The organism is Enterobacter cloacae complex sp. S3, from assembly GCF_014930495.1.
Taxonomy (GTDB): domain Bacteria; phylum Pseudomonadota; class Gammaproteobacteria; order Enterobacterales; family Enterobacteriaceae; genus Enterobacter; species Enterobacter asburiae_B.
This window is the reverse complement of record NZ_JADBRD010000007.1, coordinates 1-26096: the sequence shown is the minus strand read 5'-3', so window position 1 is coordinate 26096 and position 26096 is coordinate 1. Positions and strand designations below refer to the sequence as shown.

Here is a 26096-nt window from a genome sequence, read left to right as displayed (position 1 = left end):
AAAACAAAATCCGCTTACTTTACCAACCACACGCAGCAGCGACAAGGCGCAAAAATCATCTGCAACGGTGAAAATTTGTGCAGTACGTTTCCTGATGTTACAAAATCATCCCCTGATTCCCTCAGGGCTGAGTAAACAGTAGCGTTCCCCACTGACGTTTGTAACCCGTTACAGGTCGTTCACTGGCTTTTTGCTCGACATACTCAAAGCTACAGGCGCGATATTCTACGTGAAAACAGCGTAAACGGCAGGTCAAACAGAGTATCTTTGCAAATATTTTTTCACGTTGGTGTCAAGCGGTTGAGAGGCAGCAAAAAAATCCCCCTGACCGCCCATCACGCCGCGCGCTGTTAACATCTGCCATTCGCTTCTGGAGCGCACGCCCGTGGCGAATACTTGTGTTCGCGTACCCTTGCACGCTTCTACCAGACTCTGTACCAGCAGCTGGTTTTCCGTACGCTTCTCAATATTCCTTACCAGCCCCGGATGTAGCTTTAATAACTCCACATCCAGCTCCTTGATCCAGCTGGTGCTGACCAGCGTTAAACCTGCCTGCGTCACAGCGATACGAGCACCGAGCGCATTGATCAAACGTACCACCGGACGTAACCGGCTGATGTGTTGACCTACATCGGCCTCAGCAAGTTCAAAAATAATGTGTTTACGTTGCGATTTTTCGCATTGCATTAACGTATCACGTAGCCAGCGCTGAAAACGTGGGCGTATTAACGACTCCACGGTGACCTGTAACGCCAGGTTTTCTTCAGGCCAGAAGGATAAAAACGGAATCAGCCGGGTAATTTGCTGGCGGTCATACTCTTCGGACAGGCCAAATTGCAGCACCATCGGCAGATATTCCGCAGAGATGACCTCTTCGGTACCGTCAAAAATACGACACATCAGTTCACGGTGATGAACGTTGCCGTTTTTCATGACCGCGGGTTTTTGATAAATACGTGGCCCGCCGCGGCTGAGCATTTGCTCAATCAGCGTGCGCCAGCGCACGTTGCCGCGCCCTTTTTCCGGCAGCGAGTCATCGTAAACCGCCCATCCGTTGGCTCCCTGCAACACGGCGTTGCGGGTAGCGGCTTCCGCATGCTCCATCACCTGTTCAGTCGATTGTCCGCCACGCCAGGCGCAGATCCCCATGTGGACCATATCGTCCCTGTCGAGCATTTTGCTCTGCGGCAGCGCATCTACCGCCTTCAGCAGCTGGCTGGCGATGCTTTCGGATTCCTTCAGCGTACGGTGAGGCAACAGCACGGCAAAGTCGCTGCGGTGATAGCGGGCCAGCAGCGCGCCCGGGTAGCGCATAATAAAGGTGGAGAGCAGGTTGATCAGCGTAAAGAGGTTTTCTTCCGCGGCACGCTGTCCCCAGGTGTCGCGCAGGAGATCGAAATCGGGCAGACGAATCATCATCACCACCCCGTGAGTCCCCACTTTTTCTGAATCGTCGAGCAGCGTGGCGAGCTGATTATCAAAGAAAAGACGGTTGTTAAGGCCAGTTTTATTATCCTGCGCCGCATAAGAGCGGATCAGCGTATCCATACGGCTGCGCTGGTCGCTGGCAAACTGGATTTCGGAGAGCAGGGTATCGAGCGCGCTGCTGGCGCGTGACGGCCACTCGTGAACAGAGCCACGCACCTGCGGGCCGCGTTCACCGTTCAGGATCCGCACGGAGCGCATCTCCAGCAGCTCCTGACCGGAAAGCTGGCGGCGCAGCCAGCGGACCGCGAGAAAGATCAGCAGGACGATAAACGCAACAGCGACGGTGAGCGGCGCGGTGGTCATCATGGAACGGAAATAGCTGGCCATCGGATCGAGGTAGACCATGTGTATGGTCATCCCCGGATTTTTAAGGGAATGCACCGTCACTTCCCGATACTGGCTTACCACGCCCGCGGGGCGATAGCTTCCCGGTCGTTCGTGGCTTAAAACACGATGCTTTCCCTGCAGAATGTCGATCTGAACGATATCAACAGGTACCATCAACTCATCAAGCTCACGGGAGAGCGCCGGTAGGGGCGTCGTCAGCAGACGCGTATCAATCACCGAGGCAACAGACTGTACCCGGTTGACCAGCTTGTCCTGAATGGCGGTGTAAAAACTCAGGGAACAGCCCAGAAGCGTGACAAAAATGGTAAGCCCCGTCAGCAAGGTGATAAAAGCTGAGAACTTCGTCGTTAATCGCATCCTTGAGATTACTCCGTGGGTTGATGGGGTAGCGAGTAAGCGCTAACTTGCATTTCAAATGCGGCATACTACCAAATCGGGCGTATCTGGCAATTTATTGCGTTAAATCGGCACTGCGTTTCCCTGAGCGAGTATAGTCTTCAGAAATTATTTTCCAATCATCTGAGTCGTGAGGACCCCGTATGCAGGCTTTGATCTTAGAACAGCAGGACGGCAAAACGCTTGCCTCAGTGCAGGCGGTTGAAGAGAGTCGCCTGCCGGAAGGCGACGTAACCGTCGACATCGACTGGTCCAGTTTAAATTATAAAGATGCGCTGGCTATTACCGGTAAGGGTAAAATCATCCGAAATTTCCCTATGGTGCCGGGGATCGATTTCGCTGGGCGGGTTCATACCAGCGAGGATCCGCGCTTCCATCCGGGCCAGCATGTGCTGCTCACCGGCTGGGGCGTGGGTGAAAATCACTGGGGCGGGCTGGCAACGCAGGCGCGCGTGAAGGGCGACTGGCTGGTGCCTGTGCCGAAAGGCATGGATGGCCGCAAGGCGATGATCGTCGGCACGGCAGGCTTTACCGCCATGCTGTGCGTGATGGCGCTGGAAGATGCGGGTATTCGCCCTGAGTCAGGGGAAATTGTCGTCACCGGCGCCAGCGGTGGCGTGGGCAGCACGGCAGTCACGCTGCTCCACAAGCTGGGCTATCAGGTCGCTGCGGTTTCCGGCCGAGAAAGCACCCATGACTATCTGCGCCAGCTCGGTGCAAGCCGCATTCTCAGCCGCGACGAATTTGCAGAAACCCGTCCGCTGGAAAAACAGGTTTGGGCTGGGGCGGTGGATACCGTCGGTGATAAGGTGCTGGCAAAAGTCCTGGCGCAGATGAACTACGGCGGCTGCGTGGCAGCCTGCGGTCTGGCGGGCGGATTTGCCCTGCCAACCACCGTGATGCCATTTATTCTGCGTAACGTACGCCTGCAGGGTGTGGATTCCGTGATGACCCCGCCGGCCCGTCGTCATGAAGCCTGGGAACGGCTGGTGCGCGATCTGCCGGAATCTTTCTATACCCAGAGCGCAACGGAGATAACCCTCAGCCAGGCGCCGGAATACGCCAGTAAGATCATGGACAACCAATTCCACGGCCGCGCGCTGGTGAAAATCGCCTAATCTTCAAATTTTCGTGACATATTCGCGCGAATCCCTCTCCTCCGTCATGCTTAGAAAAACGCATGACGGAGGATGCCATGAAAAACCGAAAACTGACGGAAGCTGACGTAACGTCTGAGTCTGTCTTTATGTTACAGCGCCGCCAGATCCTGAAAATGCTTGGCATCAGCGCCACAGCCCTGACGCTCTCTCCCGCGGCACACGCCGACCTGCTCGACTGGTTTAAAGGCAACGATCGGCCAAAGGCCCCATCCGGCGCCCCGCTCACCTTTACGAAACCGGCCGAATGGCAAAACAAGCTGACGCTCACGCCGGAAGATAAAGTTACCGGCTACAACAACTTCTACGAATTTGGTCTCGATAAGGCCGATCCTGCCGCCAACGCGGGGAGCCTCAAAACCGATCCGTGGACGCTGAAAATTGATGGCGAAGTGGCGAAACCCCTGACGCTGGATCACCACGATCTTACTACCCGTTTCCCGCTCGAAGAGCGTATCTATCGCATGCGCTGCGTGGAGGCGTGGTCGATGGTGGTGCCCTGGATTGGCTTCCCGCTGCATAAACTGCTGGCAATGGTTGAGCCCACCAGCAACGCAAAATATGTCGCTTTCCAGACGCGCTATGCGCCGGACGAGATGCCCGGGCAGAAAGATCGGTTTATCGGCGGCGGGCTTGAATATCCGTATGTGGAAGGGCTACGTCTCGACGAAGCTATGCACCCCCTCACCCTGCTGACCGTTGGCGTATATGGCAAAGCGCTTCCGCCGCAGAACGGTGCCCCTATCCGTTTAACCGTACCGTGGAAATATGGTTTCAAAGGGATTAAATCTATCGTCAGCATTAAGCTTACCCGCGAACGTCCGCCAACCACCTGGAATCTGGCGGCTCCGGACGAATACGGCTTCTTCGCCAACGTTAACCCGCACGTGGATCATCCGCGCTGGTCGCAGGCAACCGAGCGGTTTATCGGTTCCGGCGGTGCGCTGGACGTGAAGCGCCAGCCGACGCTGCTGTTTAACGGCTATGCGGATGAAGTGGCCTCGCTTTACCGTGGTCTCAACTTACGGGAGAACTTCTGAGTGCGTTTAACGGCAAAACAGATTACCTGGCTGAAAGTGCTGCTGCACCTGGCCGGGCTGCTTCCTTTTATATGGCTGTTCTGGGCCGCCAGCCAGGGGCTCTTTAGCGCAGACCCGGCGAAGGATATCCAGCATTTTACCGGTCGGATGGCTCTGAAATTTTTGCTGGCCACCTTGTTCGTCTCGCCGCTGGCGCGCTACGCTAAACAGCCCTTATTGATACGCACCCGTCGCCTGTTAGGGCTATGGTGTTTTGCCTGGGCGACGCTGCACCTCACCAGCTACGCCCTGCTGGAACTGGGAATTAACAATCTGGCGCTGCTTGGCCGCGAACTGGTGACACGTCCTTATCTGACGCTGGGTATCGTGAGCTGGGTGGTTTTACTGGCGTTAGCGCTGACATCCACGCAATATGCGCAGCGAAAACTGGGCAGGCGCTGGCAGCTTCTGCATAACTTCGTCTATCTTGTCGCGATCCTCGCTCCCATTCATTACCTGTGGTCGGTGAAGATCCTCTCGCCGCAGCCAATCCTTTATGCACTGGCGGCCGTGGCGCTTTTGGCATGGCGTTACAAGAAGTTCCGCCAGTGGTTGCGATAGTTCGCGAAACTGTGCGTTTTCCCGCAGATTACCCGTCAACCGCAAATCTTTTTCGGATAGCGGTTGATAATCTTCCCTGATAAGACCAGTATTTAGCTGCTAAATGCTACGAAATCGTTATAATGTGCGACCTTGGTTCGCCTGACAGCGGTTTTAAGCCTCTGAAAAGGTGACATTTGCGTTTCGAAGGTATATTTTGTTTTTTACCCGAAAATCGCAGGAGATAGCGGCATAATGACTGATAAATTCCATATCTTAGTTTTGAACGGACCGAACCTGAACATGCTCGGCACCCGTGAGCCAGAGAAGTACGGCACGCTAACATTGAGTGAAATTGTTAACCGTCTGGGAACGGAAGCAGCGTCACTGAATGTGGATTTGGATCATTTTCAGTCGAATGCGGAGTACGCACTCATCGACCGTATTCATCAGGCTAAAGACAATGTGGACTATATCCTGATCAATCCGGCCGCGTTTACGCACACCAGTGTTGCTATCCGCGACGCACTGCTCGCGGTGAGTATCCCGTTTATCGAGATCCACCTGAGTAATGTGCACGCCCGAGAGCCGTTCCGTCACCATTCGTATCTGTCAGATATCGCTGCTGGCGTTATCTGTGGACTGGGCGCAGACGGCTATTCATACGCTTTACAGACAGCGGTAAAACGCTTGTCACAATCACACTAAACAAGAGTACGGAACCCACTCATGGATATTCGTAAGATTAAAAAACTGATCGAGCTGGTTGAAGAATCAGGCATCTCCGAACTGGAAATTTCTGAAGGCGAAGAGTCTGTACGCATCAGCCGTGCAGCCCCAGCCGCTAGCTTCCCGGTAATGCAGCAAGCTTATGCTGCGCCAGTGCAGCAGCCTGCGCTCTCCGCAGCCGTTGCGCCAGCAGCTGAAGCCGCACCTGCCGCTGCAGCAGAAATCAGTGGTCACATCGTACGTTCCCCAATGGTTGGTACTTTCTACCGCACCCCGAGCCCGGACGCGAAGGCGTTCATCGAAGTGGGTCAGAAAGTCAACGTAGGCGATACCCTGTGCATCGTTGAAGCGATGAAAATGATGAACCAGATCGAAGCAGACAAATCAGGTACTGTGAAAGCGATTCTGGTCGAAAGTGGTCAGCCGGTTGAATTTGACGAGCCGCTGGTCGTCATCGAGTAACGAGGCGTACATGCTGGATAAAATTGTTATCGCCAACCGCGGCGAGATCGCACTGCGTATTCTTCGTGCCTGTAAAGAACTGGGCATCAAGACCGTCGCTGTGCACTCAAGCGCGGATCGCGATTTAAAACACGTATTGCTGGCGGATGAGACGGTCTGTATTGGCCCGGCTCCGTCCGTAAAAAGCTATCTGAACATCCCGGCTATCATCAGTGCCGCTGAAATCACCGGCGCGGTGGCAATTCATCCGGGTTACGGCTTCCTCTCTGAGAACGCCAACTTTGCTGAGCAGGTTGAACGCTCTGGCTTCATCTTCATCGGCCCGAAAGCCGACACCATCCGCCTGATGGGCGACAAAGTGTCTGCAATCACCGCGATGAAAAAAGCCGGTGTTCCAACCGTACCAGGCTCTGACGGCCCTCTGACCGACGACATGGATGCTAACCGTGCTCATGCTAAACGCATTGGCTACCCGGTTATCATCAAGGCGTCCGGCGGCGGCGGCGGTCGCGGTATGCGCGTTGTGCGTAGCGATGCTGAACTGGCGCAGTCCATCTCCATGACCAAAGCAGAAGCGAAAGCCGCTTTCAGCAATGACATGGTGTACATGGAAAAATACCTGGAAAACCCACGCCACATCGAAATTCAGGTGCTGGCTGACGGTCAGGGTAACGCGATCTATCTGGCAGAACGTGACTGCTCCATGCAGCGTCGTCACCAGAAAGTGGTCGAAGAAGCACCAGCACCGGGCATTACCCCGGAACTGCGTCGCTACATCGGCGAGCGTTGCTCCAAAGCGTGTGTCGATATCGGCTATCGCGGTGCAGGTACCTTTGAGTTCCTGTTCGAAAACGGCGAGTTCTATTTCATCGAAATGAACACCCGTATTCAGGTTGAACACCCGGTTACCGAAATGATCACCGGCGTTGACCTGATCAAAGAACAGCTGCGTATCGCTGCAGGCCAGCCGCTGTCCATCAAGCAGGAAGAAGTTGTGGTGAAAGGCCATGCGGTAGAGTGCCGTATCAACGCCGAAGACCCGAACACCTTCCTGCCAAGCCCGGGTAAAATCACGCGTTTCCACGCGCCGGGTGGCTTTGGTGTGCGCTGGGAGTCTCATATCTACGCCGGTTACACCGTACCGCCGTACTATGACTCAATGATCGGCAAGCTTATCTGCTACGGCGAAAACCGTGACGTGGCGATTGCCCGCATGAAAAACGCCCTGCAGGAGCTGATCATCGACGGTATCAAAACCAACGTAGATCTGCAGATGCGTATCATGAGCGACGAGCACTTCCAGAATGGTGGAACTAATATCCACTATCTGGAGAAAAAACTCGGTCTGAACGAGAAGTAAGAGACCTGTGTTGCTAAAAGGCCGGATTATCCGGCCTTTTTTATTTCTGGGGATCGCCAGGCCCCATCATGTACAATCCCCGCTTTCTTCATCCACAAGGGACAAAAAATGGACAAACGTTTTGTTCAGGCCCATAAAGAAGCGCGCTGGGCGCTGTGGCTGACCCTTCTCTATCTCGCTGCATGGTTAGTAACTGCTTACTTACCTGACTCCGCTATTGGCATCACCGGCCTGCCGCACTGGTTCGAAATGGCGTGTCTGCTGGTACCGCTGGTCTTCATCCTGCTGTGCTGGGCAATGGTGAAATTCATTTATCGCGATATTCCGCTGGAGGACGATGATGCAGCTTGAAGTCATTCTGCCGCTTATCGCTTACTTGTTAGTGGTGTTTGGTTTATCCGTTTACGCCATGCGTAAAAGAACGACGGGCACCTTCCTGAACGAGTATTTTCTTGGCAGCCGCTCGATGGGCGGCGTCGTGCTGGCCATGACGCTGACCGCGACCTACATCAGCGCCAGTTCGTTTATCGGCGGACCCGGAGCAGCCTATAAATACGGGTTAGGCTGGGTGCTGCTGGCGATGATCCAGCTTCCTGCCGTCTGGCTCTCGCTGGGCATACTGGGTAAAAAATTTGCCATTCTGGCGCGCCGTTATAATGCCGTGACGCTCAACGATATGCTGTTTGCCCGCTATCAGAGCCGTTTACTGGTGTGGCTGGCCAGCTTAAGCCTGCTGGTGGCCTTTATTGGCGCAATGACGGTACAGTTTATCGGCGGGGCACGCCTGCTGGAAACGGCGGCGGGTATTCCCTACGAGACAGGCTTGATCATCTTCGGAGTCAGCATTGCGCTGTATACCGCGTTTGGCGGATTCCGCGCCAGCGTGCTGAACGATACGATGCAGGGCATGGTTATGCTTATCGGCACTATCGTCCTGCTGGTCGGCATTGTGCACGCCGCGGGCGGCCTGAGCCATGCGGTTGAAACGCTCGAGGCGATCGATCCAAAACTGGTTTCGCCGCAGGGCGCGGATGACATCCTTTCTCCAACCTTTATGACCTCGTTCTGGGTGTTGGTGTGCTTTGGGGTGATTGGCCTGCCGCATACCGCCGTCCGCTGTATCTCTTACAAAGACAGCAAAGCCGTGCACAGAGGTATCATTATCGGCACTATCGTTGTCGCAATCCTGATGTTTGGTATGCACCTGGCGGGCGCGTTAGGTCGGGCAGTTATTCCTGACCTTACCGTACCCGATCTGGTTATCCCAACCCTGATGGTTAAAGTACTGCCGCCATTTGCCGCCGGGATCTTCCTCGCCGCACCGATGGCCGCCATTATGTCGACCATCAACGCTCAGCTGCTGCAAAGTTCCGCTACGATCATAAAAGATCTCTATCTGAACCTGCGTCCTGAGCAGGCAGAGAATGAACGGCGCCTGAAGCGCATGTCGGCCGTTATTACTCTGGCGTTAGGGGCATTGCTGCTGTTAGCCGCGTGGCGCCCGCCGGAGATGATCATCTGGCTGAACCTGCTGGCATTTGGTGGGCTTGAAGCGGTATTCCTGTGGCCGCTGGTGTTAGGACTCTACTGGGAGCGCGCGAATGCCGCCGGTGCGCTGAGCGCGATGATTGTCGGCGGCGTGCTTTACGCCGTCCTCGCAACGTTTAAGATTCAGTACCTGGGCTTCCATCCGATTGTGCCTTCGTTACTGCTAAGTTTACTGGCGTTTGTGGTGGGGAACCGTTTCGGTCAACCCGTCCCACAACCCGCTATGATTTCTACTGATAAATAAAGAGTTTTGCCATGCCGTGGATCCAACTAAAACTGAACACAACCGGCGCTAACGCCGAAGAGCTGAGCGATGCGCTGATGGAGGCCGGTTCGGTCTCTATCACCTTCCAGGACACGCATGACACGCCGGTCTTTGAGCCGCTGCCGGGCGAAACCCGCCTGTGGGGTGATACCGACGTTATTGGCCTGTTTGATGCCGAAACCGATATGAAAGAGGTTGTCGCGATTCTGGAGAATCATCCTCTGCTGGGCGCGGGTTTCGTGCATAAAATCGAACAGCTGGAAGACAAAGACTGGGAACGCGAGTGGATGGATAACTTCCACCCGATGCAGTTCGGCAAACGTCTGTGGATCTGTCCGAGCTGGCGCGATGTCCCTGATGAAAGCGCAGTCAACGTGATGCTCGACCCGGGTCTGGCGTTTGGTACCGGTACTCACCCAACCACGTCTCTGTGCCTGCAGTGGCTGGATGGTCTGGATCTGGACGGTAAGACAGTGATCGACTTCGGCTGCGGATCCGGGATCCTCGCGATTGCAGCCCTGAAGCTGGGCGCGGCAAAAGCCATCGGGATCGATATCGATCCGCAGGCGATTCAGGCCAGCCGCGATAATGCCGAGCGTAACGGCGTCTCCGATCGTCTGGAGCTGTATCTGCCGGATGCTCAGCCAGAAGCCATGAAAGCCGATGTGGTGGTCGCAAACATTCTGGCGGGCCCACTGCGCGAACTGGCTCCGTTAATCAGCGTGCTGCCCGTTGAGGGCGGTCTGCTGGGGCTTTCCGGTATCCTGGCAAGCCAGGCCGACAGCGTGTGTGAAGCCTACGCCGATCTCTTTGCCCTCGACCCGGTGCTGGAAAAAGAAGAGTGGTGCCGCATCACCGGGCGTAAAAAATAAGAATCTGGCGTGGTCATCTGACCACGCCTCTCACCCTCTGATAATCCTCTCTCCCCCGTTCATTCTTCGGTAAAATAACCCTACAAATCATGTTGATTTGTATTACAAAAATTCACCGGAAGAATATGATGACACACGTTACAGGCAAGGCAGCGCTGCTGGCGCTGAGCATGATTTCGGCTTCAGCATTTGCATCACACTGGAGCTATGAAGGGGAAGGTTCACCGCAACACTGGGGCGAGATGGACGAGGCATACAAGACCTGTCAAAGCGGTATGAACCAGTCTCCTGTTAATATTGATTCGACCACTAACGCCCATCTCTCCCCGCTACAAACCCACTACGTTGATGGCCCTGTTACACTGACGAACAATGGCCATACCATTCAGGCAGGTGAACAGGCGAACACCCGCGATACCCTTACTCTCGATAAGCAAACCTGGACGTTACAGCAGTTCCATTTCCACGCGCCGAGCGAAAACACCGTACATGGCAAGAGGTACGCGATGGAAATGCATCTGGTTCATAAAAATGCCAGTGGGGAACTGACGGTGGTGGCGGTCATGTTTGATAAAGGGGCCGCAAACCCGGAGCTTGAAAAACTGTGGCGCGTTATGCCTCAGCAGGCCGAGCAGAACGTCTCCATCAAACAGGATCTCAACCTGAACAAACTGCTGCCAAAAAATAAAACGTACTGGCGCTTTAGCGGTTCACTGACCACTCCACCGTGTTCAGAAGGCGTTACCTGGATTGTACTTAAACAGCCCCTGACGGTTTCTGCAGAACAACTTGCCAGATTCACCCGGACAATGCATCACGATAATAACCGTCCGGTACAGTCGCTGCATGGGCGCGTCGTGGTCGAATAACACGCATTTTTCGCATGACGATCATGTTCTAAAATGCGACGCAGATCGCAAAGAAGAAGGGAAATCTGCTGTTAAAAACAGCAGATTATCCCGCTTCAGCGACGCATTTATTCAGAAATGATGAGAAGTTACGGGAAATTGTAAGCGCCCATAAAATAACCATTATCATATAACTTAATGATTTAAATAATGAATAATTTTTAACGGGAAGATTGGGCGGCGATTCCTTGATCTACAACAGTGGATTGTTCAAAGTTTGGCCTTTCATCTCGTGCAAAAAATGCGTAATATACGCCGCCTTGCAGTCACAGTATGGTCATTTCTTAACTCATGCGCATCGGACACCACCAGCTTAGAAATCGCCTGATCGCAGCCCCAATGGCAGGTATTACAGACCGGCCGTTCAGGACGCTGTGCTATGAGATGGGAGCCGGTTTAACCGTATCCGAGATGATGTCGTCTAACCCGCAGGTTTGGGAAAGCGATAAATCCCGCCTTCGGATGGTGCACGTTGATGAACCAGGTATTCGCACCGTGCAAATTGCCGGAAGCGTGCCTGAAGAGATGGCAGATGCCGCGCGGATTAACGTGGAAAGTGGTGCCCAGATTATTGATATCAATATGGGGTGCCCGGCCAAAAAGGTGAATCGCAAGCTTGCAGGTTCAGCCCTTCTGCAATACCCCGACCAGGTGAAAGCTATCCTGACGGCGGTTGTCAGCGCGGTGGACGTTCCTGTTACGTTGAAGATTCGCACGGGTTGGTCGCCGGAACACCGTAACTGTGTAGAGATTGCCCAACTGGCCGAAGACTGTGGCATTCAGGCCCTGACCATCCATGGACGCACTCGCGCCTGTTTGTTCAACGGTGAAGCTGAATACGACAGCATTCGGGCAGTTAAGCAGAAAGTTTCCATTCCGATTATCGCGAATGGCGACATAACTGACCCGCTTAAAGCCAGGGCTGTACTCGACTATACGGGAGCTGATGCTCTGATGATAGGACGTGCAGCTCAGGGAAGACCCTGGATCTTCCGGGAAATCCAGCATTATCTGGACACTGGGGAGCTGCTTGCCCCGCTGCCTCTGGCAGAGGTTAAGCGCTTGCTTTGTTCGCATGTTCGGGAACTGCATGACCACTACGGTCAGGCAAAAGGGTACCGAATTGCGCGTAAACACGTCTCCTGGTATCTCCAGGAGCACGCTCCAGATGACCAGTTTCGGCGCACATTCAACGCCATAGAGGATGCCAGCGTACAGCTGGAGGCGTTGGAGGCATACTTCGAAAATCTTGCGTAATGAAATAAAGAGCTGACAGAACTATGTTCGAACAACGCGTAAATTCTGACGTACTGACCGTTTCTACCGTTAACTCTCAGGACCAGGTAACTCAAAAGCCCCTGCGTGACTCGGTTAAACAGGCACTGAAGAACTATTTTGCTCAACTGAACGGTCAGGATGTTAATGACCTGTATGAGCTGGTACTGGCTGAAGTTGAACAGCCACTGTTGGACATGGTGATGCAATACACCCGCGGTAACCAAACCCGCGCTGCGCTGATGATGGGTATCAACCGTGGTACTCTGCGTAAGAAACTGAAAAAATACGGCATGAACTGATACTAATCAGTTAAATGCTTGTTTAAAAAGGCGCTCTTCGGCATGGGGAAGCGCCTTTTTTATTACCTGCGCTTCTCCGTCAACGCATTGTAAACCTTCGCCTCTCCTGCTTTTCAACCCCAGTTTTTCGTGTATATTTCCCCCACCTTACTGGCGATTTTCTCGCGGAATGACACAATGATTCGTAAATACTGGTGGCTGGTTGTCTTTGCAATCTCCGTTCTCATTTTTGATACACTCCTTATGCAGTGGATTGAACTGATGAGCACCGAAACCGATAAGTGTCGCAATATGAACTCCGTCAATCCGCTGAAACTCGTGAACTGCTCAGAGCTCGACTAACCGCCCGATTGCGCAAATCACCCCGTTATTACCCACTAAAAACGGGGATTTAAATCCCTTTGAGCCATTACCTGACGGTGATAATGTCTCGCCCTTCTCAACCGCTCTAGCGTAACCCCACACTCGAGTAGAACCGTCCATGCTGGTCAGCCAATACAACCATATCCTTGTCGTCCTCTCCTTTGTTGTTGCCATTCTTGCTGCGTATACCGCGCTGAACATGGCTGCACGCGTCGCCGGGAGTGAGGGCGTCGCTGCCCGCGTCTGGCTGGCTGGCGGCGGTATTGCTATGGGGATTGGCGTGTGGGCCATGCATTTTATCGGCATGCTGGCGATGGACCTCTCCATGAGCATGAGCTACAACGCCACCCTGACGGTATTATCTATGGTCATCGCCGTGGGTTCGTCGCTGTTTGCGCTATGGCTTGTGAGCTGCGAGCAACTACGCCTGCGCCGACTGCTGCCCGGCGCGCTGGTGATGGGGAGCGGTATTGTGGCCATGCATTACACCGGCATGGCGGCGCTGGAGGTGATGCCCGGGATAATCTGGGACAAGGTCTGGGTGGCCATTTCGGTCGTGATTGCGCTTGCCGCTTCACTCGCGGCATTATGGCTGACCTTCCGCCTGCGTCGCGAAGCCGCGCAGGTCGTGCTGATGCGCATGGGTGCCGCCATCACGATGGGAATTGCCATTGCCGGCATGCACTATGCCGGGATGAAAGCGGCGCAGTTTCCGATGTCCACAATGGTTCACCATGAGGGGATTAACGGGAGCTGGCTGGCGGTGCTGGTCAGCGTCGTCGCGCTCTCTATTCTTGGGATCACCCTGCTGGTGTCGATGCTGGATGCCCGCCTTCAGGCTCGTACCGCCCTTCTGGCCTCGTCGCTGGCAGAAGCTAACCGGGAACTCGCTCAGCTGGCGCTACACGATACCCTGACGCGTCTGCCCAACCGTATCCTGCTGGAAGACAGACTGGATCAGGCCATCAGCAAAGCCGATCGTGAAGGGAATCACTTTGCCCTGATGTTCATGGATCTTGACGGCTTTAAAGCTATCAATGACGCCTACGGCCATGATGTCGGTGACAGGCTGCTGGTCGCCGTTACGCAGCGTCTGCTGCTTCTCCTGAAAGGCCAGTTCACCCTTGCACGCATCGGCGGTGATGAATTTGTTCTGCTGGCAGAGGGAGAAGGTCCGGACGACGCGGCATCGCTGGCGAATTCGCTGGTGCGCGCGATCGATAGCCCCTTCAATCTCAGCCCCTATGAACTGGTGGTGACCCTCAGCATTGGTATCGCGCTGTACCCTCACGACGGCAAAACCGAGCGTGAGCTGATGTTTAACGCCGACGCGGCGATGTATCACACGAAGCATATGGGCCGTAACGGTTACCACTTCTTCCAGCCCTCCATGAACACCCTGGCGCAGACCCATCTCCAGTTAATGAACGATTTGTGGATGGCGATCGATCGCAATGAGCTGCGCCTGCTGTATCAGCCAAAATTTCACGCCCCGGCGGGCCCGGTCCTCGGATTCGAGGCGCTGTTGCGCTGGCAGCATCCTAAGCAAGGGTTGCTGACGCCGGACCTTTTTCTGCCGCTGGCGGAAAAAACGGGGCTGATCGTCCCGATTGGCAACTGGGTGATTAATGAAGCCTGTCGCCAGCTGCGGGAATGGCATCTTCAGGGACATCAAAGCTGGTCAATGGCGGTAAACCTGTCGACACTGCAGTTTGAGCAACCTTCGCTGGTTAAAACGGTTCTCGACTGCCTGGCACTTCACCAGGTGCCACCGGAAATGTTGATCCTCGAAGTGACGGAAACCACGGCGATGAGCAACCCGGATGAAAGCGTACGCGTGCTGACAGAGCTGACGGATGCAGGCGTGAAAGCCTCCATTGATGATTTTGGCACCGGATATTCGAGCCTGCTGTATCTCAAGCGCTTACCGGCCTGCGAATTGAAAATCGACAGGGCGTTTGTGAAAGAGCTCAGCGGCGAAAGCGAGGATGCCACTATTGTCTCAGCGATTGTGGCTCTCGCTAAAACACTTAACCTGAAAGTCGTGGCTGAAGGTGTGGAAACCGAAGCGCAGCAAGCCTTTTTAACCGAGCTGGGCTGTAACACCCTTCAGGGTTATCTGTTAGGTAAACCCGTCAGCGCGCAGACCATAGAGGCACTTTGTGCCCGAGGGGAAATGTTACCTGCCGCTGAACAGTAAGCACCCTCATCTGGCGACACGCGAATAACCGGGAGTGTCGCCAGTATGCTATCGACCAGAGCGGGAGCCTGCTGATAAAGATTAAAACTGTCGTTATTCATTAACCAGTTTTTAATTATTCCGCTAAAAAAACCGTGGAATACAATCAAGGTGAGATCAACATTCACCTGTGGCGAAATGATGTTTCGCGAAATACAGGTCTCCAGCGCGGCGCGTAGCGTGTCATCGTTGAATCCGATACGCTTTCTAATTTCACGTTCAGAAATCATATCGCTGCTAAATTCACACTTATGATACAGAATTTGTAAAAGCGCACATTGCCGGGGTTCATGGGCAATATACTGCAGCGCAGTAATAAATTGCTCACGAAGTTTTAACAATGGATCGTCACTATCGGAAAGGGAAAGCTTGTCGTGAATAATCTCGCGAAGCGGTAATTGCTGTTCCCAGATGGCATTAAATATTTCAGATTTACTGGTGAAGTGCCAGTAGATCGCGCCGCGCGTCACCTTAGCAGCATCAGCGATATCCGTCAGCGTCGTGCTGGCTACGCCCCGCGTCGCAAACTGTTCAATAGCCGCCTCAATCAGCTGCTGCCGGGTTTGTTGAGCCTCTTCTTTCTTTTTACGCGCCATAGGCAACTACTCGTTACTCACAAGGTTTAAAAGTAATATTGCGTTCATGCAAATGTAAGTATTCACTAAAATCCGTTTTAATTTTGCACAAAAAAAGTCACCCCTCTTAATTTATAATCAATATAAATATATCGCCCCAATTAAATTGGCGGAGTGAATAATTAAAAACATTAAACTCATTTACCTGATTAACATGCCTGAAGTATATCCCTGAATGGACCCGGTCTGATTCTGATTTTTTTCTACAAACACGGTTATTCGCACTTATAAATTAAAAAACATTAAATACCCTCATTATTATACGCAGCTACATTTTATTTTTATCCCTCTGCCCTTGCTACCGATTCGCGGCATATATCGGTGAATGGGTATTTAAAGGAACAGTAATGACGAATCATTTCAGACGTTTGCCCTTATCCGGTTTCATTGTCTGCGCGGTACTGCTCACTGGATGCGATGGTCAGGAAAATCAACAGCAACACCAGCAGGTGCCTCAGGTCAGCGTGCATATTGTTAAAAGCGCGCCTCTGGCGGTCACCACTGAACTCCCGGGCAGAACAGATGCATTTCGCGTTGCGGAGGTTCGTCCTCAGGTTAGCGGCATTATCCTGCGCCGTAACTTCGCGGAGGGTAGCGATGTAAAAGCGGGCGAGTCACTTTACCAGATTGATCCTGCGCCCTATCAGGCAGCCTATGACAGCGCGAAAGGCGAACTGGCGAAGGCTCAGGCGGCGGCCAATATTGCGCACCTGACGGTGAAACGTTATCTCCCGCTGGTAGGCACCCAGTATGTCAGTAAGCAGGAGTATGACCAGGCCGTGGCGACGGCTCAGCAGGCAGATGCCAGCGTGGTTGCCGCAAAAGCGGGTGTTGAAAGCGCACGTATCAACCTTGCCTACACCAAAGTGACCTCTCCGGTTGATGGTCGTATCGGAAAATCCAGCGTGACCGAAGGGGCGCTGGTGACGAACGGGCAAGCCGCAGCACTGGCAACGGTCCAGCTGCTCGATCCGATTTATGTTGATGTCACCCAGTCCAGTAATGATTTTATGCGCCTGAAACAGACAAGCCTGCAAAAAGGTGATATCGCCAGCAACGTTGAGCTGCTGATGGAGAACGGGCAGCCCTACCCGCTAAAAGGCACATTGCAGTTCTCTGACGTCACGGTCGATGAAAGTACCGGCTCGATTACCCTGCGCGCCATTTTCCGGAACCCTCAGCATCTGTTGTTACCCGGCATGTTCGTTCGCGCCCGCATTGATGAAGGCACCCAGCCGGAGGCGATTCTGGTACCACAGCAAGGCGTGACCCGTACACCGCGAGGCGATGCAACCGTCCTGGTGGTGAATGATAAAAATCAGGTTGAGCCGCGAACCGTCGTGGCCCCTCAGGCAATTGGCGATCGCTGGCTGGTGACGGAAGGGCTGAAAAACGGTGACCGCGTGATTGTCAGCGGGCTACAGAAAGTCAGACCCGGGGTAACCGTCGTCGCCACGCCTGATATCACCACGACGCCAGCCGGTTAAGGGACGACGAAATGGCTAATTTCTTTATTCAAAGACCGGTTTTCGCCTGGGTACTTGCCATCATTTTGATGATTGCAGGCGGGCTGGCCATTCTCAAACTTCCCGTCGCACAGTATCCGACCATTGCTCCTCCCGCCGTGGCGATATCCGCGACTTACCCGGGAGCGGACGCTCAAACGGTGCAGGATACCGTGACCCAGGTTATCGAACAGAACATGAACGGTATCGATAAGCTGATGTATATGTCCTCCACCAGCGATTCAGCGGGTAATGTCACCATCACCCTGACCTTCGAGTCAGGAACCGATCCGGACATCGCCCAGGTACAGGTGCAGAACAAGCTGCAGCTCGCCATGCCGCTGCTGCCGCAAGAGGTTCAGCAGCAAGGGATTGGCGTGGAGAAATCCAGCAGCAGCTTCCTGCTGGTCGCCGGCTTTGTTTCAGACAACAAAAATCTCACGCAGAATGACATCTCTGACTATGTCGCTTCGAACGTCAAAGATGCCATCAGCCGAACGTCTGGCGTCGGTGACGTTCAGCTGTTTGGCGCTCAGTATGCGATGCGCATCTGGCTCGACAGCAACGCGATGAACAAATACCAGCTGACGCCGCAGGATATTATCAACCAGCTGAAAACGCAGAACGACCAGATAGCAGCAGGCCAGCTGGGCGGAACGCCGTCCATTCCCGGGCAACAGCTGAATGCCTCAATCATCGCGCAAACCCGCCTGAAATCACCGGAGGAGTTTGGCCGCGTGACGCTCAAGGTGAATCAGGACGGCTCGATGGTTCATCTGAAGGACGTGGCTCGTATTGAGCTGGGTGGCGAAAACTACAACATGGTCACTAAAATTAACGGGCAGGCGGCAACCGGTCTGGGGATTAAGCTGGCAACCGGGGCAAATGCGCTGGACACCGCGGCAGCCATTAAGAGCAAGCTGGCGCAACTGCAGCAGTTCTTCCCGCAGGGGCTGAAAGTTGTCTATCCCTATGACACCACCCCTTTTGTGAAAATATCCATTCACGAAGTGGTGAAGACCCTGTTTGAAGCGATCGTTCTCGTCTTCCTGGTGATGTACCTGTTCCTGCAAAACCTGCGGGCGACGCTCATCCCGACTATCGCGGTGCCGGTCGTTCTGCTGGGTACCTTTGCGGTTCTGGCGGCATTCGGTTTCTCCATCAACACCCTGACGATGTTCGGTATGGTGCTGGCGATAGGTCTGCTGGTCGATGACGCTATCGTGGTCGTTGAGAACGTTGAACGCGTCATGGTCGAAGACAAACTGCCGCCGAAAGAGGCCACGCAGAAGTCGATGGAGCAGATCCAGGGTGCACTGGTGGGGATCGCAATGGTGCTATCGGCGGTCTTTATTCCGATGGCCTTTTTTGGCGGCTCGACGGGGGCGATCTATCGCCAGTTCTCGCTGACTATCGTTTCCGCGATGGCGTTGTCCGTACTGGTTGCGCTAATCCTGACGCCCGCACTCTGCGCAACGTTGCTTAAGCCCGTATCCGGCGACCATCATGAGAAGAAAGGCGGCTTCTTCGGCTGGTTTAATGCGCTCTTTGATAAAAGCGTGGAGCACTACAGCAACAGCGTGAGCGGTATTTTGCGTAAGACAGGGCGCTATCTGGCGGTGTACGTCATTATCGTCGGAGGGATGGCGGTGCTCTTCCTGCGCTTGCCTACCTCCTTCCTGCCCGAAGAGGATCAGGGGGTGTTTATGACGATGGTTCAACTCCCGGCGGGTGCAACCCAGACGCGTACTCAGCAGGTCCTCGATCAGGTTCAGGACTACTATCTGAACAACGAAAAGGCGAACGTGGAATCCGTCTTTACCGTAAACGGCTTTAGCTTTAGCGGCCAGGGTCAGAACGCCGGTATCGCCTTCGTCAGCCTGAAGCCCTGGGAGGAGCGCCCGGGGGCGGAAAACGGCGTCGAAGCCATTGTGAGCCGCGCGACAAAAGCCTTCAGTCAAATTACAGATGGCCTCGTGTTCCCGTTTAACCTGCCTGCAATTATCGAACTGGGTACCGCCACGGGCTTCGATTTTGAATTGATCGATCAGGCCAACCTGGGGCATACCCAGCTGACGCAGGCGCGTAACCAACTGCTCAGCATGGTGCATGAGCACACTGACCTGCTGGTTCGCGTGCGCCCTAACGGTCTTGAAGATACGCCTCAGTTCAAGCTGGATGTCGATCAGGAGAAAGCGCAGGCGCTGGGCGTCAGCCTTTCTGACGTCAATCAGACGATTTCGACGGCCTTAGGTGGCACCTATGTGAATGACTTTATCGATCATGGTCGCGTGAAAAAGGTCTACGTACAGGCCGACGCAAAATTCCGTATGTTGCCGGGAAATATTAATAACCTTTACGTGCGCAGCGCGAATGGGGAAATGGTCCCGTTCTCCGCCTTCAGCAACGCTCGCTGGGTGTATGGTTCACCTCGTCTGGAACGCTATAACGGGATGCCCTCTATGGAGATCCTGGGTGAATCAGCCCCGGGTAAAAGCACCGGTGAGGCCATGGCTATGATGGAAAGTCTCGCGGCAAAACTGCCTTCCGGCATCGGCTATGACTGGACGGGGATGTCTTATCAGGAGCGGCTCTCGGGTAACCAGGCGCCTGCCCTGTACGCCATTTCACTGATCGTGGTGTTCCTGTGCCTGGCTGCGCTGTATGAAAGCTGGTCCATTCCGTTCTCCGTTATGCTGGTTGTGCCGCTTGGGGTCATTGGGGCTCTTCTCGCAGCGTCGCTGCGCGGGTTAAACAATGACGTCTATTTCCAGGTCGGCCTGCTGACGACGATTGGTTTATCGGCGAAAAACGCCATCCTGATCGTCGAATTTGCTAAAGACCTGATGGATAAAGAAGGCAAAGGCATTATTGAAGCCACGCTGGAAGCTTCCAGGATGCGCCTTCGACCGATCCTGATGACGTCTCTGGCCTTTATTCTTGGCGTCATGCCGCTGGTGATCAGCACCGGGGCCGGGAGCGGCGCGCAAAACGCCGTCGGTACGGGCGTTATGGGGGGAATGCTTTCCGCAACGCTTCTGGCGATTTTCTTCGTGCCCGTTTTCTTTGTGGTTGTTCGGCGACGGTTTACTCACCATAAAGGTTAATGTTTCCCTGAAAAGGCACCTCTGGTGCCTTTTTATTTTTAACTTAAACAACGAATTAGGTTTTACATAAAGGAAGCATTAAGAATATGATGATTTGCATTAAGTAAAAACAGTCTCTTGCAACTCCATAATGTCTCCATTAATTCCTCCTGAAACCGACTTTTCTCCACGATTTTTACAAACTACATAATTTGAGATTATTCCTCGTGTAACGAGAACTTACCCCGGTGGTAAAATAACTTCCAGTTCGTTAATAGCCCTCCTGGCTTTATAGCGGATGAGAAATAATACTGAGGTAACATCATGAAAAGATTCATTTCCGTTGCACTTCTCGCTGCGCTGCTTGCTGGTTGCGCGCACGATTCTCCATGTGTACCGGTTTACGACGACCAGGGCCGACTGGTTCATACCAATACCTGTATGAAAGGCACCACCCAGGATAACTGGGAGACTGCGGGTGCTATCGCCGGCGGTGCTGCCGCAGTAGCGGGTTTAACACTGGGTATTGTTGCCCTCACGAAGTAACATCTGTTGAGAAAGCGCGGCTCTGGCCGCGCTTTTGCTTTTAATGAGTGCAATATTTTCAAATAAGTAAAAAAATAGCCCTGTAAATATTCACTAAATTAATCTAAGCCTGAAGTCAGTCACAACTTTTTCGCATATTCATTCAAATTACTTATTCTATCGTGATGATTTTCACACATTAAGATTATTGAATACCCTGCCAATATTCACGCTGAAAACTATCTCTTCTTTTTCCTGACCCAACTCGCAACTTTTGCTCCGATTTGTGGCACAGGTTGTAATTTCGCACCGTTCTGGGGCGCTCGTTTTATTTAAGCCTGTCTACACTCAGCATTAAGCGTTCACTCGTCTCTTATTTTGTCGAACGCAAAACTGGCATTACGTTTGCTTTATAAACGTTGGCCAAAGCCACAGACAGGTAAAGCGTTTAAAAACGCCTCTATAACGATAAATTTCGCCACACAGGATGCATTATGAAAAAGACGATGATAGCCAGCCTGGCCGCTGCAGGCATGTTGTTTGCCGTAGCCGGTCAAGCCCATGCGGGAACGACACTGGATGCCGTTAAAAAGAAAGGTTTTGTTCAATGTGGTATCAGTGACGGTTTGCCTGGCTTCTCTTATGCCGATGCGAACGGCAAATTTACCGGTATTGATGTGGATGTCTGCCGTGGCGTTGCAGCCGCCGTTTTTGGCGATGACAGCAAAGTAAAATATACCCCGCTGACGGCGAAAGAACGCTTTACGGCGCTGCAGTCCGGCGAGGTCGACATGCTTTCCCGTAACACCACCTGGACCTCCTCCCGTGATGCCGGCATGGGGATGTCATTTACGGGCGTGACCTATTATGACGGCATCGGCTTCCTGACCCACAATAAAGCGGGCCTGAAAAGCGCCAAGGAACTGGATGGCGCCACCGTTTGTATCCAGGCGGGCACCGATACCGAGCTGAACGTCGCGGATTATTTCAAAGCGAACAACATGAAATACACCCCGGTGACATTCGACCGCTCGGATGAATCGGCCAAAGCGCTGGAATCCGGCCGTTGCGACACGCTGGCCTCTGACCAGTCACAGCTGTATGCCTTACGCATTAAGCTGAGCAACCCGGCAGAGTGGATTGTCCTGCCTGAAGTCATCTCCAAAGAGCCTCTCGGCCCCGTCGTTCGTCGTGGCGATGAAGACTGGTTCTCCATCGTTCGCTGGACGCTGTTTGCCATGCTGAACGCAGAAGAGATGGGCATCAACTCTAAAAACGTTGATGAGAAAGCCGCTAAGCCATCCAACCCGGATATGGCACACCTGCTCGGTAAAGAAGGTGATTTCGGCAAGGATCTGAAGCTGGATAACAAGTGGGCTTACAACATCATCAAACAGGTGGGCAACTACTCTGAGATCTTTGAACACAACGTGGGATCGGAAAGCCCGCTGAAGATCAAACGCGGCCAGAACAATCTCTGGAACAACGGCGGTATTCAGTACGCACCACCAGTTCGTTAAGTCATAGCTGTAACGGGCACTGCTCCGGCAGTGCCCACTCCAGAGTCATGGTTACTGAGGTTTCTTTATGTCCCATCGCCGCTCAGCCGTAAAAGGATCGCTATCCTTTTCTCATCCCGCGGTCCGCGCCTGGCTATTCCAGATTATTGCTATTGTTGCGGTTGTTCTCATCGCCGTGTATCTCATCCATAACACCATCACCAACCTGAATAACCGCGGCATTACCTCCGGTTTCGCGTTTTTAGATCGCAGCGCGGGGTTTGGTATTGTTCAGCACCTTATTGATTACCAGGAAGGTGACACGTACGGACGCGTGTTCGTGGTCGGTTTACTGAATACGCTGTTGGTATCGGCGCTTTGTATCGTCTTCGCGTCGATACTGGGCTTCTTTATTGGCCTGGCGCGTCTTTCTGAAAACTGGCTTCTGCGGAAACTGTCGACTGTTTACATCGAGACGTTCCGCAATATCCCCCCGCTCCTGCAGATCTTCTTCTGGTATTTCGCCGTACTGCGTAACCTTCCCGGTCCCCGCCAGGCCGTCGACGCGTTTGAGCTGTTTTTCCTCAGTAACCGTGGGTTGTCCATTCCTTCTCCTCAACCGGGTGAAGGACTGTACGCTTTTATCGGCGCGATTGTGATAGCGCTTGCGCTCTCTGCGGGGGTATTCCGTTTTAACCGCAAGCATCAGATCAAAACCGGTCAGCTTCGTAGAACCTGGCCCACGGCAGTTGTTCTGATCGTTAGCCTGCCGCTAATTGCACACTGGCTGTTTGGGGCCGCTTTGCACTGGGATATTCCACATCTGCGTGGCTTTAACTTTCAGGGCGGGATGGTATTAATTCCCGAGCTGGCAGCCCTGACGCTGGCGCTGTCGATTTATACGTCCGCGTTTATCGCAGAAATCATCCGTGCAGGGATCCAGGCCGTACCTTATGGACAGCACGAGGCGGCACGCTCGCTGGGATTGCCCCATACCGTGACGCTTCGCCAGGTCATCATTCCGCAGGCTTTACGGGTCATCATTCCCCCCCTGACCAGCCAGTATCTCAATATTGTCAAAAACTCGTCGCTGGCCGCTGCCATTGGTTACCCGGATATGGTGTCACTCTTCGCCGGAACCGTGCTTAACCAGACCGGACAAGCCATTGAAACCATCGCCATCACGATGTCTGTCTATCTGATCATCAGCCTGGTGATTTCACTGCTGATGAACCTTTATAACCGCCGTATAGCACTGGTCGAGCGCTAAGGATCTATGATGACAAAAGCGATACTGTCGCACTCCTCGCGCCCTGCCAACTCGACAGGTGGACGTTTCATTCTGTGGGCGCGTAAGAATCTGTTCTCCAGCTGGAGTAACAGCCTGCTGACGATTGTCTGCCTGTGGCTCATGTGGGAATTGATTCCTCCCCTGCTGAACTGGGCATTTTTACAGGCCAACTGGGTCGGTTCAACCCGAGCTGACTGTACAAAAGCCGGCGCCTGCTGGGTGTTTATTCATGAGCGTTTCGGTCAGTTCATGTATGGATTGTATCCCCATGAACAGCGCTGGCGGATAAATCTGGCGCTGGTTATCGGCCTGCTCTCTGTCGCGGCTATGTTCTGGAAAAAGCTGCCTCAGCGTGGACGCTATATTGCTGCCTGGGCCGTAGTTTATCCGATTATTGTCTGGGTACTGTTGTATGGCGGTTTCCTGGGACTGGAACGCGTTGAAACACGCCAGTGGGGCGGGCTGACGCTGACGCTGATTATCGCTTCAGTGGGGATAGCTGGTGCTTTACCGTGGGGGATTTTACTGGCCCTGGGACGGCGTTCAAAAATGCCGATCGTCCGTGTGCTCTCCGTTATCTTCATTGAGTTCTGGCGCGGCGTACCGCTTATCACCGTGTTGTTTATGTCGTCGGTCATGCTGCCGCTGTTTATGGCAGAGGGAACAACCATCGACAAGCTGATCCGTGCCCTGGTGGGGGTGATTCTCTTCCAGTCCGCCTATGTCGCTGAAGTTGTACGTGGTGGTCTGCAAGCGTTGCCTAAGGGCCAGTACGAAGCTGCGGAATCACTGGCTCTCGGTTACTGGAAAACGCAGGGACTGGTCATTCTTCCACAAGCACTCAAGCTGGTCATTCCGGGTCTGGTCAACACGATCATTGCCCTCTTCAAGGATACCAGCCTGGTGATCATTATCGGATTGTTCGATCTCTTTAGCAGCGTGCAACAGGCAACCGTTGACCCTGTCTGGCTGGGTATGTCCACCGAAGGATATGTCTTTGCTGCCCTGATCTACTGGATCTTTTGTTTTAGCATGTCGCGCTACAGCCAGCATCTGGAAAAGCGCTTTAACACCGGGCGTACACCGCACTGAGGAAATTATGAGCCAAATAACTATGACACCCGCCGACGCGATGATTACGCTGGAAAATGTGAATAAATGGTACGGACAATTTCATGTCCTGAGGGACATTAATCTTAAGGTAAAGCAGGGAGAACGCATCGTCCTTTGCGGCCCTTCGGGCTCCGGAAAATCCACAACCATTCGCTGTATTAATCATCTTGAAGAACATCAGCAAGGACGCATTGTGGTTGATGGTATCGAGCTGAATGAAGATATCCGCAATATCGAACGCGTACGTCAGGAAGTAGGAATGGTATTTCAGCACTTTAATCTGTTTCCGCACCTGACCGTTCTGCAGAACTGTACGCTTGCGCCGATTTGGGTACGAAAGATGCCGAAAAAGGAAGCGGAGGCGTTGGCAATGCACTACCTGGAACGCGTACGTATCGCAGAGCATGCCAATAAGTTCCCTGGCCAGATATCGGGTGGCCAACAGCAGCGTGTGGCTATCGCCCGTTCGCTGTGTATGAAGCCGAAAATTATGCTGTTTGATGAACCGACATCTGCCCTCGATCCAGAAATGGTGAAAGAGGTTCTGGACACCATGATTGGGCTGGCACAATCCGGCATGACCATGCTGTGTGTGACGCATGAGATGGGGTTTGCGCGAACCGTGGCCGACCGGGTGATCTTTATGGACCGCGGTGAGATTGTCGAACAGGCGCCGCCGGATGAGTTCTTTGCCCATCCGAAGTCAGAACGTACGCGAGCATTCCTGTCACAGGTAATTCATTAGTTGTTTGCTCTGCCGGGTGGAGGCTTCGCCTTACCCGGCCTACCTTTTTTCGCGCATAAACGCAAAAAGGCCATCCTTTCGGATGGCCTTTTCACTTATTTGATGTCTGGCAGTTCCCTACTCTCACATGGGGAGACCCCACACTACCATCGGCGCTACGGCGTTTCACTTCTGAGTTCGGCATGGGGTCAGGTGGGACCACCGCGCTAAAGCCGCCAGACAAATTCTTTTACTTCTTGCCGAACTTTAACCTAAGTATAAAGTGGTGCTGATACCCAGAGTCGAACTGGGGACCTCACCCTTACCAAGGGTGCGCTCTACCAACTGAGCCATATCAGCACGCTAAATTTGATGCCTGGCAGTTCC

The 26096-nt window shown here is 53.5% G+C and carries 23 protein-coding genes, 1 tRNA gene and 1 rRNA gene; 21 read left to right on the top strand and 4 right to left on the bottom strand.

Translation table 11 applies throughout. From position 1 onward, the window contains the following. Window positions 1–252: 252 nt before the first annotated feature. Complete coding sequence (gene csrD / locus IM317_RS02200; RefSeq protein ID WP_033146768.1) at window positions 253–2193, bottom strand: RNase E specificity factor CsrD; 1941 nt, start codon at window positions 2191–2193, stop codon at window positions 253–255. A gap of 182 nt (window positions 2194–2375) precedes the next feature. On the opposite strand from csrD, the gene IM317_RS02195 reads away from it, so the two are divergent. The 14 genes from IM317_RS02195 (at window position 2376) to IM317_RS02130 (ending at window position 15292) form a co-directional block, all read left to right on the top strand. Further along, on the top strand, window positions 2376–3350 hold the full coding sequence (locus IM317_RS02195; protein ID WP_032659658.1) for an MDR family oxidoreductase: 975 nt from the start codon (window positions 2376–2378) through the stop codon (window positions 3348–3350). A 77-nt stretch (window positions 3351–3427) separates the two neighbouring features. After that, window positions 3428–4429 (top strand): protein-methionine-sulfoxide reductase catalytic subunit MsrP, encoded by a 1002-nt coding sequence (gene msrP, locus IM317_RS02190; protein WP_029741739.1) that lies wholly within the window; start codon window positions 3428–3430, stop codon window positions 4427–4429. Continuing rightward, window positions 4430–5029 (top strand): protein-methionine-sulfoxide reductase heme-binding subunit MsrQ, encoded by a 600-nt coding sequence (gene msrQ / locus IM317_RS02185; RefSeq protein WP_033146769.1) that lies wholly within the window; start codon window positions 4430–4432, stop codon window positions 5027–5029. It begins immediately after the preceding gene. Window positions 5030–5263: 234 nt separating this feature from the next. Beyond that, window positions 5264–5716: a type II 3-dehydroquinate dehydratase gene (gene aroQ / locus IM317_RS02180; protein ID WP_023309405.1), complete on the top strand. Its 453-nt coding sequence runs from the start codon at window positions 5264–5266 to the stop codon at window positions 5714–5716. Between the two features lie 21 nt (window positions 5717–5737). Next, the gene (gene accB, locus IM317_RS02175; protein WP_010436174.1) at window positions 5738–6199 is read left to right on the top strand and encodes an acetyl-CoA carboxylase biotin carboxyl carrier protein; all 462 of its coding nucleotides are present in this window, start codon (window positions 5738–5740) and stop codon (window positions 6197–6199) included. Between the two features lie 10 nt (window positions 6200–6209). Next, a complete protein-coding gene (accC, locus tag IM317_RS02170) occupies window positions 6210–7559 on the top strand; it encodes an acetyl-CoA carboxylase biotin carboxylase subunit (protein ID WP_023333644.1) in 1350 nt (449 codons plus the stop codon). A 108-nt stretch (window positions 7560–7667) separates the two neighbouring features. Beyond that, window positions 7668–7910 (top strand): YhdT family protein, encoded by a 243-nt coding sequence (locus IM317_RS02165; protein WP_006178860.1) that lies wholly within the window; start codon window positions 7668–7670, stop codon window positions 7908–7910. Further along, a complete protein-coding gene (panF, locus tag IM317_RS02160; protein ID WP_033146770.1) occupies window positions 7900–9351 on the top strand; it encodes a sodium/pantothenate symporter in 1452 nt (483 codons plus the stop codon). Before IM317_RS02165 ends, panF begins: the two co-directional genes overlap by 11 nt. An 11-nt stretch (window positions 9352–9362) precedes the next feature. Continuing rightward, the gene (gene prmA, locus IM317_RS02155; protein WP_033146771.1) at window positions 9363–10244 is read left to right on the top strand and encodes a 50S ribosomal protein L11 methyltransferase; all 882 of its coding nucleotides are present in this window, start codon (window positions 9363–9365) and stop codon (window positions 10242–10244) included. Between the two features lie 128 nt (window positions 10245–10372). Then, window positions 10373–11113, top strand: a complete 741-nt coding sequence (locus tag IM317_RS02150) for a carbonic anhydrase (RefSeq protein WP_033146772.1) — start codon at window positions 10373–10375, stop codon at window positions 11111–11113. A gap of 330 nt (window positions 11114–11443) precedes the next feature. Further along, a complete protein-coding gene (gene dusB / locus IM317_RS02145) occupies window positions 11444–12409 on the top strand; it encodes a tRNA dihydrouridine synthase DusB (protein ID WP_023309409.1) in 966 nt (321 codons plus the stop codon). Window positions 12410–12432: 23 nt separating this feature from the next. Continuing rightward, window positions 12433–12729: a DNA-binding transcriptional regulator Fis gene (gene fis, locus IM317_RS02140; RefSeq protein ID WP_000462905.1), complete on the top strand. Its 297-nt coding sequence runs from the start codon at window positions 12433–12435 to the stop codon at window positions 12727–12729. 177 nt (window positions 12730–12906) lie between these two features. Then, window positions 12907–13071 carry a DUF2556 family protein gene (locus IM317_RS02135; protein WP_023309432.1) on the top strand — a complete coding sequence of 55 codons (165 nt, stop codon included), beginning with the start codon at window positions 12907–12909 and terminating at the stop codon, window positions 13069–13071. Window positions 13072–13210: 139 nt separating this feature from the next. Next, window positions 13211–15292, top strand: a complete 2082-nt coding sequence (locus tag IM317_RS02130) for a bifunctional diguanylate cyclase/phosphodiesterase (protein ID WP_033146773.1) — start codon at window positions 13211–13213, stop codon at window positions 15290–15292. On the opposite strand, the gene envR is transcribed toward IM317_RS02130, so the two are convergent. Then, window positions 15208–15927 carry an acrEF/envCD operon transcriptional regulator gene (envR, locus tag IM317_RS02125; RefSeq protein ID WP_060568791.1) on the bottom strand — a complete coding sequence of 240 codons (720 nt, stop codon included), beginning with the start codon at window positions 15925–15927 and terminating at the stop codon, window positions 15208–15210. The two genes, IM317_RS02130 and envR, sit on opposite strands and share 85 nt — an antisense overlap. 386 nt (window positions 15928–16313) lie before the next feature. Here envR and IM317_RS02120 point away from each other — a divergent pair, with 386 nt between their 5' ends. From IM317_RS02120 to IM317_RS02090, 7 genes are all read left to right on the top strand, one after another. Next, window positions 16314–17453 carry an efflux RND transporter periplasmic adaptor subunit gene (locus IM317_RS02120; RefSeq protein ID WP_033146774.1) on the top strand — a complete coding sequence of 380 codons (1140 nt, stop codon included), beginning with the start codon at window positions 16314–16316 and terminating at the stop codon, window positions 17451–17453. 11 nt (window positions 17454–17464) lie between these two features. Beyond that, window positions 17465–20578: an efflux RND transporter permease subunit gene (locus IM317_RS02115; RefSeq protein ID WP_033146775.1), complete on the top strand. Its 3114-nt coding sequence runs from the start codon at window positions 17465–17467 to the stop codon at window positions 20576–20578. Window positions 20579–20881: 303 nt separating this feature from the next. After that, window positions 20882–21103 carry a lipoprotein gene (locus IM317_RS02110; protein ID WP_008502867.1) on the top strand — a complete coding sequence of 74 codons (222 nt, stop codon included), beginning with the start codon at window positions 20882–20884 and terminating at the stop codon, window positions 21101–21103. Window positions 21104–21576: 473 nt separating this feature from the next. Continuing rightward, complete coding sequence (locus IM317_RS02105) at window positions 21577–22602, top strand: amino acid ABC transporter substrate-binding protein (RefSeq protein WP_033146776.1); 1026 nt, start codon at window positions 21577–21579, stop codon at window positions 22600–22602. Window positions 22603–22669: 67 nt separating this feature from the next. Next, the gene (locus IM317_RS02100) at window positions 22670–23851 is read left to right on the top strand and encodes an amino acid ABC transporter permease (RefSeq protein ID WP_032639774.1); all 1182 of its coding nucleotides are present in this window, start codon (window positions 22670–22672) and stop codon (window positions 23849–23851) included. A 9-nt stretch (window positions 23852–23860) separates the two neighbouring features. After that, on the top strand, window positions 23861–24964 hold the full coding sequence (locus tag IM317_RS02095) for an amino acid ABC transporter permease (RefSeq protein ID WP_033146777.1): 1104 nt from the start codon (window positions 23861–23863) through the stop codon (window positions 24962–24964). A gap of 7 nt (window positions 24965–24971) precedes the next feature. After that, on the top strand, window positions 24972–25730 hold the full coding sequence (locus tag IM317_RS02090) for an amino acid ABC transporter ATP-binding protein (RefSeq protein ID WP_023309440.1): 759 nt from the start codon (window positions 24972–24974) through the stop codon (window positions 25728–25730). Between the two features lie 104 nt (window positions 25731–25834). On the opposite strand, the gene rrf is transcribed toward IM317_RS02090, so the two are convergent. Beyond that, a 5S ribosomal RNA gene (gene rrf / locus IM317_RS02085) occupies window positions 25835–25950 on the bottom strand. Between the two features lie 43 nt (window positions 25951–25993). Next, window positions 25994–26069 (bottom strand) — tRNA-Thr (locus IM317_RS02080). Window positions 26070–26096: the final 27 nt, after the last annotated feature.